Source organism: Halorhabdus sp. CBA1104 (genome assembly GCF_009690625.1).
GTDB lineage: Archaea > Halobacteriota > Halobacteria > Halobacteriales > Haloarculaceae > Halorhabdus.
Map to the genome: position 1 here is coordinate 2,332,973 of NZ_CP033878.1, position 17,106 is coordinate 2,350,078.

The 17,106-nt window shown below is 58.8% G+C and carries 8 protein-coding genes, 2 tRNA genes, 3 rRNA genes and 1 pseudogene; 11 read left to right on the forward strand and 3 right to left on the reverse strand.

The window, feature by feature from the left end:
• Positions 1–79: 79 nt before the first annotated feature.
• Positions 80–1,867, reverse strand: a complete 1,788-nt coding sequence (locus Hrd1104_RS11705) for a S9 family peptidase (protein WP_154552930.1) — start codon at positions 1,865–1,867, stop codon at positions 80–82.
• 173 nt (positions 1,868–2,040) lie between these two features.
• On the opposite strand from Hrd1104_RS11705, the gene Hrd1104_RS11710 reads away from it, so the two are divergent.
• The 4 genes and pseudogenes from Hrd1104_RS11710 (at position 2,041) to Hrd1104_RS11725 (ending at position 7,465) form a co-directional block, all read left to right on the forward strand.
• Positions 2,041–3,537 (forward strand): MATE family efflux transporter, encoded by a 1,497-nt coding sequence (locus Hrd1104_RS11710; RefSeq protein ID WP_154552931.1) that lies wholly within the window; start codon positions 2,041–2,043, stop codon positions 3,535–3,537.
• A gap of 248 nt (positions 3,538–3,785) precedes the next feature.
• The gene (locus Hrd1104_RS11715) at positions 3,786–5,291 is read left to right on the forward strand and encodes a phenylalanine--tRNA ligase subunit alpha (RefSeq protein WP_154552932.1); all 1,506 of its coding nucleotides are present in this window, start codon (positions 3,786–3,788) and stop codon (positions 5,289–5,291) included.
• Positions 5,291–7,019, forward strand: a pseudogene (gene pheT, locus Hrd1104_RS11720) (phenylalanine--tRNA ligase subunit beta). Before Hrd1104_RS11715 ends, pheT begins: the two are co-directional and overlap by 1 nt.
• A 224-nt stretch (positions 7,020–7,243) precedes the next feature.
• Positions 7,244–7,465: a hypothetical protein gene (locus Hrd1104_RS11725; protein ID WP_154552933.1), complete on the forward strand. Its 222-nt coding sequence runs from the start codon at positions 7,244–7,246 to the stop codon at positions 7,463–7,465.
• A 26-nt stretch (positions 7,466–7,491) separates the two neighbouring features.
• On the opposite strand, the gene Hrd1104_RS11730 is transcribed toward Hrd1104_RS11725, so the two are convergent.
• Together Hrd1104_RS11730 and Hrd1104_RS11735 are read right to left on the reverse strand one after the other, a co-directional pair.
• Positions 7,492–8,544: a quinone-dependent dihydroorotate dehydrogenase gene (locus tag Hrd1104_RS11730; RefSeq protein WP_154552934.1), complete on the reverse strand. Its 1,053-nt coding sequence runs from the start codon at positions 8,542–8,544 to the stop codon at positions 7,492–7,494.
• Between the two features lie 52 nt (positions 8,545–8,596).
• A complete protein-coding gene (locus Hrd1104_RS11735) occupies positions 8,597–8,794 on the reverse strand; it encodes a hypothetical protein (protein WP_154552935.1) in 198 nt (65 codons plus the stop codon).
• 253 nt (positions 8,795–9,047) lie between these two features.
• Here Hrd1104_RS11735 and Hrd1104_RS11740 point away from each other — a divergent pair, with 253 nt between their 5' ends.
• The 7 genes from Hrd1104_RS11740 (at position 9,048) to Hrd1104_RS11770 (ending at position 17,063) form a co-directional block, all read left to right on the forward strand.
• Positions 9,048–9,359, forward strand: a complete 312-nt coding sequence (locus Hrd1104_RS11740; protein WP_154552936.1) for a non-histone chromosomal MC1 family protein — start codon at positions 9,048–9,050, stop codon at positions 9,357–9,359.
• A 685-nt stretch (positions 9,360–10,044) separates the two neighbouring features.
• Positions 10,045–11,516: ribosomal RNA gene (locus Hrd1104_RS11745) — 16S ribosomal RNA — on the forward strand.
• A gap of 98 nt (positions 11,517–11,614) precedes the next feature.
• Positions 11,615–11,686 (forward strand) — tRNA-Ala (locus tag Hrd1104_RS11750).
• 210 nt (positions 11,687–11,896) lie between these two features.
• Positions 11,897–14,816 (forward strand): 23S ribosomal RNA (locus tag Hrd1104_RS11755).
• Positions 14,817–14,928: 112 nt separating this feature from the next.
• Positions 14,929–15,051, forward strand: a 5S ribosomal RNA gene (gene rrf / locus Hrd1104_RS11760).
• The 16S, 23S and 5S rRNA genes sit together here with 1 tRNA gene alongside, the layout of an rRNA operon.
• A 559-nt stretch (positions 15,052–15,610) precedes the next feature.
• Positions 15,611–15,686: transfer RNA gene (locus Hrd1104_RS11765), tRNA-Cys, on the forward strand.
• A gap of 366 nt (positions 15,687–16,052) precedes the next feature.
• Complete coding sequence (locus tag Hrd1104_RS11770; RefSeq protein WP_154552937.1) at positions 16,053–17,063, forward strand: hypothetical protein; 1,011 nt, start codon at positions 16,053–16,055, stop codon at positions 17,061–17,063.
• The last annotated feature ends 43 nt before the right edge of the window (positions 17,064–17,106 follow it).

Here is a 17,106-nt window from a genome sequence, read left to right on the forward strand (position 1 = left end):
CGGCGGGAACTGCACTGTGACGGCCATCCTAGCCGACTCAGAACGGAGACGGTGCGAGGGGGCGGATCTGTGGCCCCGCTCAGAAGATCGCAATCGGGTGGTGGGTTGCCGTCCCGGCGACGATGACCCAGGTGACCAACAGCGCGTTCGTGAACGCACCCGTCCAAATGCGGCCCGTCTTGCGGAAGAAGTACGTCGAGACCAGCGGCGCGATCGAGAGCAACACGAGGAACTGGAAGGCGAGGATCGTCAGCAGCTCCACGCCGGCCGTCAGGAAGTTGTCCATCAGGTAGCCAGTCGTCAACAGCGTCCCGTACTGGACGACAAGCAACAAGACGAACGGCCCGCCGACCAGTGCCCAGTTGGTTGCCATCTCCTTTCGGAACGACGTGTAGCCTCCCTGGGGTCGCAATTCACCGTGCAGCAGGACGCCCAGCGCGACGAAGAACACGGTGAAGGGAATCAGGTACCGGAGGAAGATCCAGAACTGGAACGTCTCGAGCGGGCGGATGCCGAACACCCAGAAGCGAAATCCTTGCCCGGTCAGGTACTCCGTGACCGACAACAGGAGGTACAAGCCACCGACGATCCCGATGCTCGTTAGTGCTGCCCGTCCGATCGTCCGGAAGCCGTCGTCGGTCCCGAGGCCGTAGGACGCCCGAAGGTCGGCGAACGACCCCTCGTTTCTGTAGTGGAACGCGGCAAAGCCAACCACGATCACGAGTGCGTTGAACGTCGCCCACACTGCGACGCCGGTCGTAATCTCCTGTGGCAGGAGCGCACTCGCCGCGACGGTGCTCTGGCCCCACTCCTGGAGGTGGTAGTAGGTCACGAGCGGCACGAAGAACGCGATCAGTGCCGTCCCGATCCGAGCCACGCCCGTGAGGCCGAGTGAGTCGGGCCGGTCTCGACGAAATCCGGTCGATCGATCGTATCGCTCGACCAGTAGCGATCCCAGCGGGAACATGAACAGGACTCCCCCGAGCATCGCGAGCAACGTCCCCAGTTCTTTGAAATACCAGGTCTGGTTGCCCGGCGGTAGTGGATCCTCACCGTCTAAAGTTCGCTGGAACCACTCGATCGAGTCGGCGGTCGCGGTCGGTGAGAGGTGCAGGCCCGCGTGGGTTCGACTCGGTGTGTACAGCTGCCGTGCCGTCCCCTCGTCGATCGACCCATAGGTCTCGCCCTCTTGGATCGTCGAGTCCGTCCCGAAGACGTTCTGTAGCTTCGCACTGTCCGGGACGTTCCGGGCTTGCTCGACGGCCCACATGTACCGGAACTCCTCGTACTCGCCGTAGATCACCGCGAGGTTCCGCGGGAACTCGGGTGACCCTGGCGGGGCACCGAACGACCCCGTCGAGGAGCCTGCAAGCACCATCGACTCGTAGCCGTCAGGATAGACAGCCGCCGCGACGACGCTTGCCCAGCCACCCATCGAGTGGCCTTCGAGGCCGACGTTGTCCGTATCGACCATCGATAACGACCGGAGGTACGAAAGCGCAGGCGGACCGCCGAACCCGTTGGCGAACGCCGGTGGGTCTGACCCCCCGTGACCCGCCTGATCGACTGCCAGCGTGACGAACCCTCGTCTGGCGTACTCGATGGCAAACGGCGATTGGGTCTCGTGATAGTTGATATAGCCGTGAGTCGCGAGAATCGCCGGTGCGGGATCGGCCGTCGAGGCACCTGGTGGGATGTACAACTCCCCGCTCATCATGGTCCCGTTGGTCGCTTCGAACTGCACGTCCCGGACTTCCACTGTCTGTCCGTTCGTTTCTACCCAATAGGCTGTTCCACTGCCGACTACCACCAGCACAAGTGCAACAACGAACAGTACCGTTCGCGTATTTATATCCGTAAGCGCCATCCTCACCCTCACTTCACACACCCATTATATAACTATTTTTGTGGTTGTTTTGGGTCCGTTGCCCTCTGAGTCTTTCACTCGGTTGGAATTCGTTGCTTCTGGCGATCGACGATTGTAGATCACTTCGAGATAGGAAGGCATTTTTCGGACGATAAGCTACGACCTACTACTTCGTGTCTGGTCTCCGTTCGGCAGTCAGTCGGGCCGCCCAGTCGCTCAAGCGTGCCGGTGCTCGCGCGAACCCGGTCCGTGGCGTCATTCTCCTGATCGGACTCGGACTCGCTCGCCTCGGAGTGGTCGACCGCGCTCGGGCACGCCGAGCGACGGATCTTTCCTGGCCGCGTGTCGTCACCGGCATCGCTCGCATGTCGAAAAACGCCGCTGACGTTGCCATGGTCGGGGCCGCGTCGGGGCTCGTTGCCAACGACGCCATCTCGGGTGTCGGTCTCGCCGGTCCGTTTTGGGGGCTGGCATTCGCCTTTGGCGGCGGTTTCGCCGCTGGGACGATCGCACTCGTCTCTCAGCGTTTCGGTGCCGAGGAGTTCACTCAACTCGGCCAGGCCGTCCGCGCGAGTTTCGTCGTCGTCGTCGCGGTCACTATCCCCGTCGGCGCGGCGTTCTGGTTCGTTCCCGAGTGGCTCATCGGCCTGCTGAACAGCAACGACCAAGTCGTCGCCTACGGTGCGACCTACCTCAAGATCCTGGGCCTCGGTGTGCCCTTCGCTGGGTTGAACCTCGTTGCGAGTCGCGTCCTCATCGGGGCCGACAACGCACAGATCCCGATGCTCCTTCGGGGCGGTGGTGCCGTCCTGAATATCGTGCTCAACGGCGTGTTCATCTTCGTCTTCGGGATGGGCGTGGCCGGTGCCGCCTGGGGAACGGTCGCGGCAAACGCCCTCGTTACCGGCTTGTTTATCGCTGGGTTGATCGCGGGCCGGCTTCCCGGGATCGGCCAGTTCCCGGTCTCAGTTTCGCCGCGCGGGACGTACTTTCACTGGGGTGATATTACTGACGTCGTCTCGATCGGGACGCCGGTCGTCGGTCGGAACATGACCTGGACGGTCGCGCGATTCCCAATGCTCGTGTTCGTTGGCATGTTCGGGACGGCGACACTTACGGCCTACACTATCACCCGACGGCTCTGGGGGCTGATGAACGTCCCCGGGTGGGGCTTTGGGCTCGCTGCTTCCAGTCTCGTCGGTCAGCACCTCGGCGAGGACGACGAGGAGACGGCCGCCGTTTACGGTCGTGAAATCACCCTCATGGCAGTTGCGACCTACACCGTCTCGGCGGCTATCGTCGCGGTCCTTGCCCACCCTGCTGTCGTTGCTTTCGGTGCCGAGGCCGATGCGGTCCCGATCGCCGTCGGGATGGTGCTGGCGGCGACCATTGCGATCATCCCACAGGGAATCAAAGGGACTGCTGCCGGGGCCCTCGATGCTACCGGCGACACGAACTGGCCGTTCATCTACCAGGTCCTCGGTATGTTTGCCGTTTCGCTCCCGGCTGCCTATCTGGGTGCGACGACGCTCATCGGCGTCTGGGGAATCTATATCGCGTTCCTCGGCGAGACGCTCGTCCCGGCCGTGGGTAACTACTACCGCTTTTCGACGGGTAAGTGGAAGGCGATCAGCCGGGAGTACCGCCCCGAGGCTGCGCTGGACGATTAACTCCCAACGCTTTTCTGTGATGGCTTGACAACCCACGGGTATGTCACTGAACGCCCATCGTCGGTGGATCGCCAGTCAGTCTCGTCTCAGCCGGGCGTTCGCCCTCTTTGATGCGTTCTGACGATCGGTGGACTTCCCGGCCCCAATGCGATCGGGCCGGTAACGAAACTGATCATCTAGGCTCGTTCACCTGCAAGGACGAGTGAGAACCGTTAACTGAGCAACCCCAGTGTATCCGACAACAACTGATGGAACTCCCGAGCAACCAACTCGCGGTCCTCGAAGCCGCGAGCGCCGACGACCGACGCACCGTTGCCCAACTGAGCGAGGACACAGGCCTGGCCACAGCGGCGGTGACCCGTGCCGCCTTCGAACTCGAAGACGAGGGGCTGGTCACTGTCACCGAGACAACCGAGGAATCCGTCTCGCTGACCGACGAGGGACTGTCCTATCTCGACGCTGACTTGCCCGAACACCGCCTCTACCGTGTCGCCGTCGAGCAAGGGGCCGACGAGGCCAGCGCCCCTATGGGCCAAGTCATCGGAGCTGCCGATCTGGACGGTGAGGCCGTCGACATCGCCCTCTCGAATTTCGCCCGGAAAGGGTACGGCACGATTGATGCCGGTGAGATCACCGCCGAACCCGACGTGGATCTCGACGCCGATCCGGAAGCGGCTGCCCTCGAGGCCATCGACGCCGGGGAACCAGTCGCTGACGACGATATTCTCGATCAACTGGACCGACGTGGGCTTCTCGAGCGCGACGAGCGAACTGTCCGCTCGATCGAACTCACCGACGCGGGCGTCACAGAACTGATGGCTGGGATTGAGGAAGCCCAGCGGGTCGACCGACTGACGCCCGACCTGCTCACCAGCGGCGAGTGGGAGCGTGTCGAGTTCGCCGACTACAACGTCGAAGCCGACGCCCCCGCCGTTGACGGCGGGAAAGCGCACCCACTTCGATCAATGGCCGAGCGCGTCACGGAGGTCCTCGTGGGCATGGGTTTCGAGGAGATGGACGGCCCCCACGCCGACGCGGAGTTCTGGATCAACGACGCGCTGTTCATGCCACAGGATCATCCCGCGCGCACGCACTGGGACCAGTTCGCCCTCGACGTGCCCCCGATGGACGATCTCCCTAGTGACGTCCGCGAGGCGGTCGAACGCGCTCATCGCGAGGGCGTTGGCCCGGACGGCGAGGGCTATCACTCACCGTGGGGCGAGGAGATGGCCCGCAAGGTCGATCTTCGGGGTCACACCACGTCGCTGTCGGCCCGCCACCTCGCTGGCGTCGCGAAAGGCGACCTCGAACCGCCCCAGCGCTTTTTCTCCGTCGAGAAGGCCTACCGCAACGACGAGATCGATGCGACTCACTTGCTCGAGTTCTTCCAGATCGAGGGCTGGGTGATGGCCGAAGACCTTTCGGTCCGGGATCTGATGGGGACGTTCACGGAGTTCTACGAACAGTTCGGTATCACCGACTTGGAATTCAAGCCGACGTACAACCCCTACACGGAGCCCAGCTTCGAGCTGTTCGGCGAACACCCGGTTACTGGCGAAGTCGTCGAGATCGGCAACTCCGGGATTTTCCGGCCAGAAATGCTCGACCCGCTCGGCGTCGACTGTGACGTGATGGCCTGGGGGCTGGCCCTGGAACGGCTGATGATGCTCGTTACTGGCGCCGAGGACATCCGTGACGTCCACGGAACGCTGGTCGATCTGGACTACCTGCGCAACGAGGAGGTGCGTTACTGATGCCCACCGTCGATATCGACACTGACGAACTCCGGACGCTAACCGGCCACGACGAAAAGAGCGACGACGACTTGCGGGCCGATCTGTTCGAACTCGGCCTAGAGTACGAGGGTGAAACTGAGGACGGCGAGTTACGTTTCGAGTTCGAACCCGACCGACTCGATCGCCTCTCCGTTGAGGGGGTCGCCCGCTCGCTGCGCTACCAGTACGGCGACGATCGGGGCGTCTACGTTCCCTCGACGAACGATCCTGACTGGACGATCCAGGTCGAAGGCGTGCCCGACGAGCGCCCGTACGTCACTGGCGCCGTCGTCCGTGGCCTCGATCTCGACGAGGCATCGCTGGATTCGCTGATCCAGCTACAGGAGAAACTCCACGCCACGATGGGCCGCAAGCGCGCGAAAGGCGCCATCGGGGTCCACGATCTGACGATGTTGAAAGGCGGGGAAGCCGCCGACGATGGCGAGGGCAAGTCCCTTCGCTACACCGGTATCGAACCCGACGGTGACACGTTCGTGCCCCTGGAGGGCGATGCCGAACTGGCGCCCGAAGAGGTTCTCGAGGAACACCATATCGGCGAGGAGTACGCCGATCTCGTCGCCGCCTACGACACCGTCCCGGCAATCTACGACTCGATTGGTCTGTTCTCGTTCCCGCCGGTGGTCAACGGTCGCCGGACCGAGGTTTCGACCGACTCTCGGGATCTGTTCATCGAGATGACCGGGACCGATCAGTGGACGATCGATCACATGCTCAACGTCGTCTGCTATGCGCTTGACGCCCGCGGTGGGACGATCGAAGAAGTTCGCGTCGAGTACGAGAATCCCCCTCGGAGTACGGTGCCGAGTTGATTCGGCCGGACTTTGCAACCAAGACCAAGACAGTGGCTCACGACCGCATCGAGCGCACGCTTGGGATCGATCTTGCCCAAGAGGACGTGATCGACCTACTCGAACGATCCGGGCTAGACGGTGACGTCACAGCGTTGGACGGCGGGCCGGCTTACGACGTGACGGTCCCGCCGTATCGCGTCGACGTGCTCCACCCGGTCGACGTGATTGACGACGTCGGGCGAGCCTACGGCTTCAACGAACTCGACCCGCGCTATCCCACGGTCGGAACGATCGGCGGGCGTCACGAGCGCGCCCGATTGGCGGCGGCCGTCCGGACGGCCCTGATTGGGCTTGGGTTTCAGGATCTGTTGAACTTCCACCTGACGAGCGCGGACGAACTCCTCGGACGGATGCGCCTCGATACCGAGGCAGATATCCTGGGGCCAGCGAACCCGTCAGCGTCACGAACCCGTACAGTGAGGACTACACAGTCGTCCGGACGTGGCTTCTCCCTTCGATCATGCAGGTTCTCGAGAACAATACCCACCGCCGTTACCCACAGGACCTTGCGGAGGTCGGGTTCGTTGCCCAGCGCGACGACGGAGATCCTACCGGGGTCAGCGAGAAGCGTCACCTCGCGGGCGCGCTCGCGCGCCACGACGTATCCTACGAAGACGCAAAGGCCCGACTTCAGGCTCTCGTCGCGGATTTCAACGTCGATCTTGCGACCCCACCGACTGAGCACCCCTCGTTCATCGAGGGCCGGGTCGCGACTGTGGAGATCGATGGCGATGCCGTCGGCGTGATCGGTGAACTCCATCCGGCAGTCCTCATCGAGCACGAGCTAGAATTACCGGTTGTGGCCTTCGAGTTTGATCTAGCAGCGCTGCAGTAGCGGCTCTCCCGGTTGCCGTGGTCATCTGTCTCTCGCCGAAGCGAGAGTTCCAGTGCGCATCTGAATTTTCTTCCCCGCATTTGGCATTCATACCCTCTATTTTCCTCGAGATTACCATCAATATACACGTATTTATAATAATTATCGGCGGGTTTGGTCAGTATTACCGCTTCGCGTCGGTATATGCCTCTCGCTCACATACAATATGCTAGGAGCGACATTCGATGTCTTCGACCGACGACACGAGTCCGGAATCGACGTTCGAGCTTCCCGCCGTTCAGACGGCCGAGGCAGACCCGTCGTCACGGCTCGATCGAGCGTTCGACGACCGCGAGGACCCCTCGACACTCACTGTCTTCCCGGCTGACGCTGAATGGCCAGAGATCGGTACGACCTGGATTAGCGTCGACGTTGCCCACGCTGTCACCGTAACGGACTGTCGATAATTCTCTTTTCGCCACCCTTGGCACGCTCAGAGATCAACGCCGACTGCGTCTTCGACGCTATCGAATCCGTCCCGTTCGAGCAACGTCACCAAGCCGCGATTGATATCGCGGGCAATGGTCGGCCCGCGATAGACAAAGCCCGTGTAAACCTGCACCATGCTCGCGCCGGCCCTGATCTTCCGGTAGGCGTCGGCAGCCGTAAATACGCCACCGACGCCGACTACTGGGACGTCGGTCCGCTCGGCGACGAATCTGACCAGCTCGGTCGCTTGTCCTTCGAGTGGCTTTCCCGACAGTCCGCCCTCTTCGACGCGATCCGGGCTAGATAGGGTGTCGGGGCGATCCGTCGTCGTATTCGTCGCAACGACCCCATCGAGGTCGTACTCCGCGACCAATTCGAGTGCGTCTTCGATCGCCCCTTCCGAGAGGTCGGGTGATAATTTGACCAAGAGTGGGCTCGCGCCGGCCTCGGTCAACGTCTCGAAGATATCTGCCATCGGCTCCCGGCTCTGTAACTCACGGAACCCTGGCGAGTTCGGACAGGAAACGTTGACGACGAAAAAGTCCCCGCCCGTTGCAACCTGCTCGTAGGTATACCGGTAGTCTTTGGCCGCCTCATCCAGTGGAACACCTTCGGACTTGCCGAGGTTCACACCCACGGGATAGGCGACGTCTGTCTCGGCTAGACGTGGGCCAACGTCGTCCGCACCAGGATTGTTCAGTCCCATCCGGTTGACGATCGCTCTGTCCTCAACAAGTCTGAACACGCGCGGGCGCGCGTTCCCCGCCTGTGCCTGGGCGGTGACGCCTCCCACTTCGACGTGTCCGAATCCCATCGATCGCAACGCGCCAGGAACCTCGGCTGTTTTGTCGAAGCCGGCAGCCACACCGACTGGGTTCGGAAAGTCACAGCCGAACGCCGAGACTGCCAGACGCTCGTCTTCGACGACAAATGATCGCTCAAGTAGTGTGGCAAGCGGTGTTCCCTCTACTACTCCCAGCCCCCTATGGGCGAGACTGTGTGCGGTTTCTGGTGACAGTTTGAACAACAGCGGCTTTGTGATATCGTATACGCTCATTTGTGCTGGTCTCTTCTGCCTATTCTCCGGGTGTCGCCCTGACGATAGTGCATCAGAATTCGTGCTCGACGTCGTCTGGGTTTGCTTGTTGTATAATGATCTTATTGTCTCGGACTCGGACAAAGACCTCGTCGCCGATTTCCATCCCGGCGACGGCCAACTCGTCTTCGTGGAGATTGATGTGGACGTTGTGATACTCGCCGTCCTCGTCTTTTGCGCCACTCGGGCTAAGCTTCTTCTTTCGCACCATCGCGGTATCTCACCCTGAGCATCGCCGGACCACACACTTAAGCTTACCGTGCCTGGATCTCGGCATGCTGGGATACAGGAACGCTGCGCTCTGTTTAGCGCGCGCGCCAGTATTTCAGCCTATATTGCCTCGATTTGTCCCGCATATCGCAAGGCCTCGGACCTCCACTTATATATTTTGTGCCGTCCCCCCTTCGATCCGGGGGTATTTTTATAATGGGTCATGTGCTGGGTTGGCATGGAGCGTCGAAACCATGGCACGTGATACGGACAAACGAAACTTCGCGCTACGCGAAGACGACGGTACCGAGTCAAGCGTCTTCTCGGGGGGCACCCCTCGACAAGCAGCTCTGAAAGCGGCACGTCGGCTCGAACCGGCACCGAGTGAAGACGAAGCTGACCCGGAGCCACTTCGGCTCCGCGAGAAAGGCACGAAGAAAGTCCACGTCTATGAAGGCTGGGCGTGGGAGGAATCTGCGCCAGACGACAAACCTGACTGGATGCCCGGTGATATCACCAAAGGCAACGTCTCGAAGCAGGGCGTCGAGCACCTCGACGAGATCTAACCTGGTCGGTTCACTTCTAGATTCCTTTCGGTAGTCCCACCACGAAGTCGATAGTCTCTCGGTCGCGCACGTACTAGCCTCCAGTGCGCGGCATCCACTCGGCAGTGACCGACGTGCAATAAGCGCGGCATGAACTGTCGGCCTCCAGCCGCGCAGCATTCCCCCTCGATATTCTGGCCTCCTCCAACACGGTTCTCTCTCTATACCCCATGTCAAGAGAAGACATGCCGAAACGCTTGTAATCGCATGACGTGGCGGGTCTCCTTCGACGGGCTTAAGTATTAACCTCCCATCTGAAGAAATACGCAGCGACGAAGGGCGATCGGCGCCCCTCCGGTCGCGTCGTGCCACTCGCGTGGTGCGATTCGATCCGATGCCCTTAAGTGTAACAGGGCACTTCGGATTGAATACGAACGCGGCTCGGACGGGGCTTGATTTGCCCCGGTCGCGACGGACCATCCGAACGTCGGTTCGGGGCCAACTCGAAGGGTTTATGACCCTTCCTGGCCTACGATCTGGTCCGGAAGACATGAGGATTCCACCCCTGCGGTCCGCCGTATAGATGGGATCTGATGTTAGCCTTGGTAGTTCGGTGACACCCGACTGGGTGTCAGCGAACGTGCTACGATAGCGATCACACCCTTTTGGGTGTGTTCCCGCCTAACCCTCCCCATTATGGGGAGACATTCCGGTTGATCCTGCCGGAGGCCATTGCTATCGGAGTCCGATTTAGCCATGCTAGTCGCACGGGTTTAGACCCGTGGCGGATAGCTCAGTAACACGTGGCCAAACTACCCTGTGGACGGGAATAACCTCGGGAAACTGAGGCTAATACCCGATACGACTCGCACGCTGGAGTGCGGCGAGTCGGAAACGTCCTGGCGCCACAGGATGTGGCTGCGGCCGATTAGGTAGACGGTGGGGTAACGGCCCACCGTGCCAATAATCGGTACGGGTCATGAGAGTGAGAGCCCGGAGACGGTATCTGAGACAAGATACCGGGCCCTACGGGGCGCAGCAGGCGCGAAACCTTTACACTGCACGACAGTGCGATAGGGGGACTCCGAGTGCGAGGGCATATAGTCCTCGCTTTTCTGTACCCTAAGGTGGTACAAGAATAAGGGCTGGGCAAGACCGGTGCCAGCCGCCGCGGTAATACCGGCAGCCCGAGTGATGGCCGCTGTTATTGGGCCTAAAGCGTCCGTAGCCGGCCAGACAAGTCTGTTGGGAAATCGACGCGCTCAACGCGTCGGCGTCCGGCGGAAACTGTTTGGCTTGGGGCCAGAAGACTCGAGGGGTACGTCCGGGGTAGGAGTGAAATCCCGTAATCCTGGACGGACCACCGGTGGCGAAAGCGCCTCGAGAAGATGGACCCGACGGTCAGGGACGAAAGCTAGGGTCTCGAACCGGATTAGATACCCGGGTAGTCCTAGCTGTAAACGATGCTCGCTAGGTGTGCCGCAGGCTACGAGCCTGCGCTGTGCCGTAGGGAAGCCGCGAAGCGAGCCGCCTGGGAAGTACGTCTGCAAGGATGAAACTTAAAGGAATTGGCGGGGGAGCACTACAACCGGAGGAGCCTGCGGTTTAATTGGACTCAACGCCGGACATCTCACCGGCACCGACAGCAGTAATGACGGTCAAGTTGATGACTTTACCCGACGCTGCTGAGAGGAGGTGCATGGCCGCCGTCAGCTCGTACCGTGAGGCGTCCTGTTAAGTCAGGCAACGAGCGAGACCCGCACTCCTAGTTGCCAGCAGCATCTTGCGATGGCTGGGTACACTAGGAGGACTGCCGCTGCCAAAGCGGAGGAAGGAACGGGCAACGGTAGGTCAGTATGCCCCGAATGTGCCGGGCGACACGCGGGCTACAATGGCCGAGACAGTGGGATGCCAGTCCGAGAGGACGCGCTAATCCCCTAAACTCGGTCGTAGTTCGGATTGAGGGCTGAAACTCGCCCTCATGAAGCTGGATTCGGTAGTAATCGCGTGTCAGAAGCGCGCGGTGAATCCGTCCCTGCTCCTTGCACACACCGCCCGTCAAATCACCCGAGTGGGGTCCGGATGAGGCCGTCATGCGACGGTCAAATCTGGGCTCCGCAAGGGGGATTAAGTCGTAACAAGGTAGCCGTAGGGGAATCTGCGGCTGGATCACCTCCTACTGACCGGGATCGGGGCGTTGCCCCGACCCACCTGCACGTTCGCCGACAGCCAGTCGGGCACCTATGAACTACCAAGGCTAACATTGTACGGCGGAAGGGCCCATAGCTCAGCGGTAGAGTGCCTCCTTTGCAAGGAGGATGCCCTGGGTTCAAATCCCAGTGGGTCCATAGCTCGTGTCCGATCGAATCCGTGTCCCTTAAGTGTGGGACGGCGCTTCGATTGGGTACGGACGACCGATGCACCATCCCGCGTCAACGCGGGGATGGGAAGGGTTGATGCACGCACCGCCACCGACGGGCGTGTATATGATACCGTGTGTACGTGCGATCCAGGCGTCCACTGGACGCGTTGCGTCGAGTTCACACTCGGCGCTTGAAGTGAAGTTGGCTGCTATGTCAGCTGGTGGATGGCTCGGCTCGGGCGCCGACGAAGGGCGTGCCAAGCTGCGATAAGCTCAGGGGAGCCGCACGGAGGTGTAGAACCTGAGATTCCCGAATGGGAACTCCTCACCGCAATTGCTTTGCGCAATGGGGAACGCCGAGAACTGAAACATCTCAGTATCGGCAGGAAGAGAAAACGAATGTGATGTCGTCAGTAACCGCGAGTGAACGCGACACAGTCCAAACCGAAGGCCTTACGGCCAATGTGGTGTGTGGACTGGCACTCATCGTCGGAACGTCCTCTTGAAGTCTCTTGGAACAGAGCGCGATACAGGGTGACAGCCCCGTAACGAGGTCAAGTACGACGTGCGCCAGTTCCCGAGTAGCGGGGGTTGGAAATCCCTCGTGAATTTGGCAGGCATCTACTGTCAAGACTAAATACGTCCCGAGACCGATAGTGAACAAGTAGCGTGAGCGAACGCTGAAAAGTACCCTCAGAAGGGAGGCGAAATAGGGCCTAAAATCAGTTGACGATGGAGCGACTGGGCACGAAAGGTCCCTCGACGAACGACCTATCCGCGAGGATACAGTAGGACTCGAGGGAAGCCGCTGTTCAGTCGTACGTTTTGAAAAACGAACCAGGGAGTGTGCTTGTATGGCGAGTCTAACCCGATTATCGGGGAAGGCATAGGGAAACCGACATGGCCGCAGTGCTTTGCACGAGGGTCGCCGTCTTCAAGGGCGGGGAGTCATACGGGCACGACCCGAATCCGGACGATCTACGCATGGACAAGGTGAAGCGTGGCGAAAGCTACGTGGAAGCCTGTTAGAGTTGGTGTCCTACAATACCCTCTCGTGATCTATGTGTAGGGGTGAAAGGCCCATCGAGTCCGGCAACAGCTGGTTCCAACCGAAACATGTCGAAGCATGACCTTCGCTGAGGTAGTCCGTGGGGTAGAGCGACCGATTGCCGTGTCCGCCTCCGAGAGGAGTCGGCGCGGCTGTCAAACTCCGAACCTACGGACGCCATTGATGCGAGGAGTCCGGTATGCGGGGTAAGCCTGTGTACCGTGAGGGAGACAACCCAGAGCTGGGTTAAGGTCCCCAAGTGTGGACTAAGTGCGATCGAAGGTGGTCTCAAGCCCTAGACAGCCGGGAGGTGAGCTTAGAAGCAGCTACCCTCCAAGAAAAGCGTAACAGCTTACCGGCCGAGGTTTGAGGCGCCCAAAATGATCGGGGCTCAAGTCCACCACCGATACCTGGCCACACCTGTTAGAGGGTGGTTGTGTAGGTTGGCGTTCTGCGCGGGTGGAAGCACGGGTGAGAACTCGTGTGGACCGCGTAGAAACGAAAATCCTGGTCTTAGTAGCAGCGAAAGTCGGGTTAGAATCCTGACGGCCTGAAGAGCAAGGGTTCCTCGGCACTGTTCGTCAGCCGAGGGTTAGCCGATCCTAAGATCCGTCGCAACTCGAGCGGATCAAAAGGGAAACTGGTTAATATTCCAGTGCCACCGTACATTCAATGTCGACGCCTCGGGGTAGACCATGCCGGGCATTCGCCCGGTCGAATCGTCAAAGCTCGTGGAAGCCGTAATGGCACGAAGCGGGCGAACGGCGAGATAGAGTAATTTGGTTCAACCTGGGGCCCTTGAAAAGACAGTACGGTGCTCGTACCCAGCACCGACACAGGTGCTCTGGCGGAGAAAGCCAAGGCCTGTCGGGATCAATCGACGTTAGGGAATTCGGCAATTTAGCCCCGTAAGTTCGCGATAAGGGGTACCTGCTCAGGAAATGAGCAGGTCGCAGTGACTTGGAGGCTCGGACTGTCTAGTAACAACATAGGTGACCGCAAATCCGCAAGGACTCGTACGGTCACTGAATCCTGCCCAGTGCGGGTATCTGAACACCTAGTACAATAGGACGAAGGACCCGTCAACGGCGGGGGTAACTATGACCCTCTTAAGGTAGCGTAGTACCTTGCCGCTTCAGTAGCGGCTTGCATGAATGGATTAACCAGAGCCTCGCTGTCCCAACGTTGAGCCCGGTGAACAGTACATTCCAGTGCGGAGTCTGGAGACCCCCAAGGGGAAGCGAAGACCCTATGGAGCTTTACTGCAGGCTGTCGCTGAGACATGGTCGCTAATGTGCAGCATAGGTAGGAGACGTTACACAGGTACGTGCGCCAGCACGCCACCGAGTCAGCATTGAAATACTACCCGTTAGTGACTGTGACTCTCACTCCGGGAGGAGGACACCGATAGCCGGGCAGTTTGACTGGGGCGGTACGCGCTCGAAAGAATATCGAGCGCGCCCTAAGGCCATCTCATCCGGGTCAGAGATCCGGAGAAGAGCGCAAGAGCAAAAGATGGCTTGACAGTGTTCTTCCCAACGAGGAACGCTGACGTGAAAGCGTGGTCTAGCGAACTCATTTGCCCGCTTGATGCGGGCAATGAATGACAGAAAAGCTACCCTAGGGATAACAGAGTCGTCACTCGCAAGAGCACATATCGACCGAGTGGCTTGCTACCTCGATGTCGGTTCCCTCCATCCTGCCCGTGCAGAAGCGGGCAAGGGTGAGGTTGTTCGCCTATTAAAGGAGGTCGTGAGCTGGGTTTAGACCGTCGTGAGACAGGTCGGCTGCTATCTATTGGGGGTGTTTGGTACCTGACGGGAACGTCCGTATAGTACGAGAGGAACTACGGATGGTGGCCACTGGTGTACCGGTTGTTCGAGAGAGCATTGCCGGGCAGCCACGCCACACGGGGTAACGGCTGAACGCATCTAAGCCGGAAACCCACCTGGAAAAGAGGTACCGCTGAGGTCACTCGTAGAAGACGAGTTCGATAGACTCGGGGTGTACGCACCGAGGTGACGAGGTGTTTAGCCCGCGAGAACTAACTGACCGAAGCCACCATTCATACCGCATGTGAACGCGACGCATCGCGTCCAGGCGCAAACTGGATCGCACGTACAACAGTATCGCATCAACCGATCGCTGGCCAAGCGCGGTTCGATTCCGCGGATCGGCGTTAAGGCGGCCATAGCGGCGGGGTCTACACCCGTACCCATTCCGAACACGGAAGTTAAGCCCGCCTGCGTTCCGGCGAGTACTGGAGTACGAGAGTCTCTGGGAAATCCGGTTCGCCGCCTCCACTTATACCATATTCAACCCATCCGAGAGAGACATCCTTCTCTCGGGTGGGTTTTTATCGTTATGTAGTGCGCTTCATTTACCGTGAGTGGCAACACTCTTGAAAAGCCGACAAAAATACTCTAAAGACCGGAGACAGGCTCTACAGGTAGTTATGCACCTTGTGGCGGCGACTCCGCGTTACCGATCGCGATGAAGAGGCTACCAGCAATCGTTAGCAATAGTGTGCCGAGGCCACCTGGGATGTCGCCGTTACTCAGCAGCCAGCTGGACAATCCTAGACTGGCCACGACTAAGACGGCGCCGATCGTGAGCAGATGCCATGTGCTGTCTTTCTGGGAGGCAGGTTGGTTAAGTGTCGACATCTGCGTACAAGTATCAGGAGGGCACGCAAGAACGTTTTTACATCTTGATAAATATGCGTAGATAGTATACAATTATTGGGTATTTGACTAGGCGGCGTATTGGGGTAATCTCCATTTCAGTCGTTGGATCGTGACTCCGTTCTCGGCGGCCACCACTCGTAAAACATAAATCGACGGACTGGCGAGTGTCTATTGTGCCAAGGTGGCAGAGTCCGGCCTAACGCAGCGGCCTGCAGAGCCGCCCATCGCCGGTTCAAATCCGGCCCTTGGCTCTCACACTATACCCTAAAGCCAAAGACGACTATCCGTTAGTATCCTCTTCGTCATTCTACAAACTATCAGAATATTGGGGTAGATTCCCCCTCTCATCTACATGTAGAGAATTAAATTGATAGAGTGTATGGCTTAGCACTCGCGCTCACGGCCCATCATATTCTCTGTTCAAATCTATCAAATAGCAATATGTGGGATTATCTTAGAATGACTTTGGCTCAGACAACACGGTAGGTAGCCGTGCCAGCCAGTAGTTAAGCCATTCCTCTACTAACTATGGCTATGGGATTGTTCAACCGGTTATTCGGTGGGGGGACGACTCAGGTTCAGATTCAAAAAATAACCCCGGATCAGAACCGGATGTTGTGATAGACGACCCATTAGACGCAGATTTTGTCCATGGACAATTTCAGGGTGAACGAATTACGTTCTCGTCAGTATCCTCGCCAAATGGCAACTGGAGATGCCTGTATGGTCGAACTGCAGCAAATCTAGGTACTCCAGTTGTCTTGATAAATGAGAATGAAGAGGTTCAACACGCCTTTGCTGTGACTCGGGCACAAGACGTTAGGATTGCAAACGATGGTCACGTTGCTGTTACTGATATTGGAGATCCCGATGACCAAGACCTCAGTGGAACATTTAATGTCGTCGCTCCTGCTGGCACTCCTGTAATTGAATACGAGTTTGATGCGAACATTTGGGAGTGTTCGATTACCGAAAACGGACGATACGCTGCTACAGCAACACACAATCCCGACAGGTCGGCATACATTTTTAATATCGAGTCCGGAGACCTCGTCACTAAATTTGAGACGCCAAATCTTAATGCTCCGACTCAGGAATTCGGGACAATTGACGGCGAGATAGTTCTGTATCTCCTAGACGGTGATGAGCGGTACCGAGCCATCGACCTTGATGGAAATACAGTCTGGAAGAGCAGAGACCTTCAGAAACAGGACCGTATTGACCAGTTATTGGATAGTAGCGAACGGGCTGATTTAGAGGAGGCTATTGATCTTCTTGAGGAGGTGTACGAACTGTCCGACGATCAAAACAGAAAGAAATCGATTGCGAATCGATTAGCAGACACTCATTGGCGGCTGTCGAAGAACATTCGCAAGGATGAGGGTGATACTGACGCATGGTGGTCTCACCTCAACCAGGCGAAACAGTACTACTACGAAATTGTGTCCTGGTACGATGGCAAGAAAGGGGTCGCCAAAGTCGAGCGGAAACAGGCGAAATACCACCTGAAAGAAGGAAATGAGGAGGCTGCGCTCCAACTTTTAGAGAGTATCTCTGAACTCGAAGACGAGTACGATGTTCAGCTACTCACCGATGCGGACAAGAAGAAAATAGAGAACCTTTCTTAGTTCCCTGATTCCACTCTACAGGTGTTCCAACAGAGCCACTGGC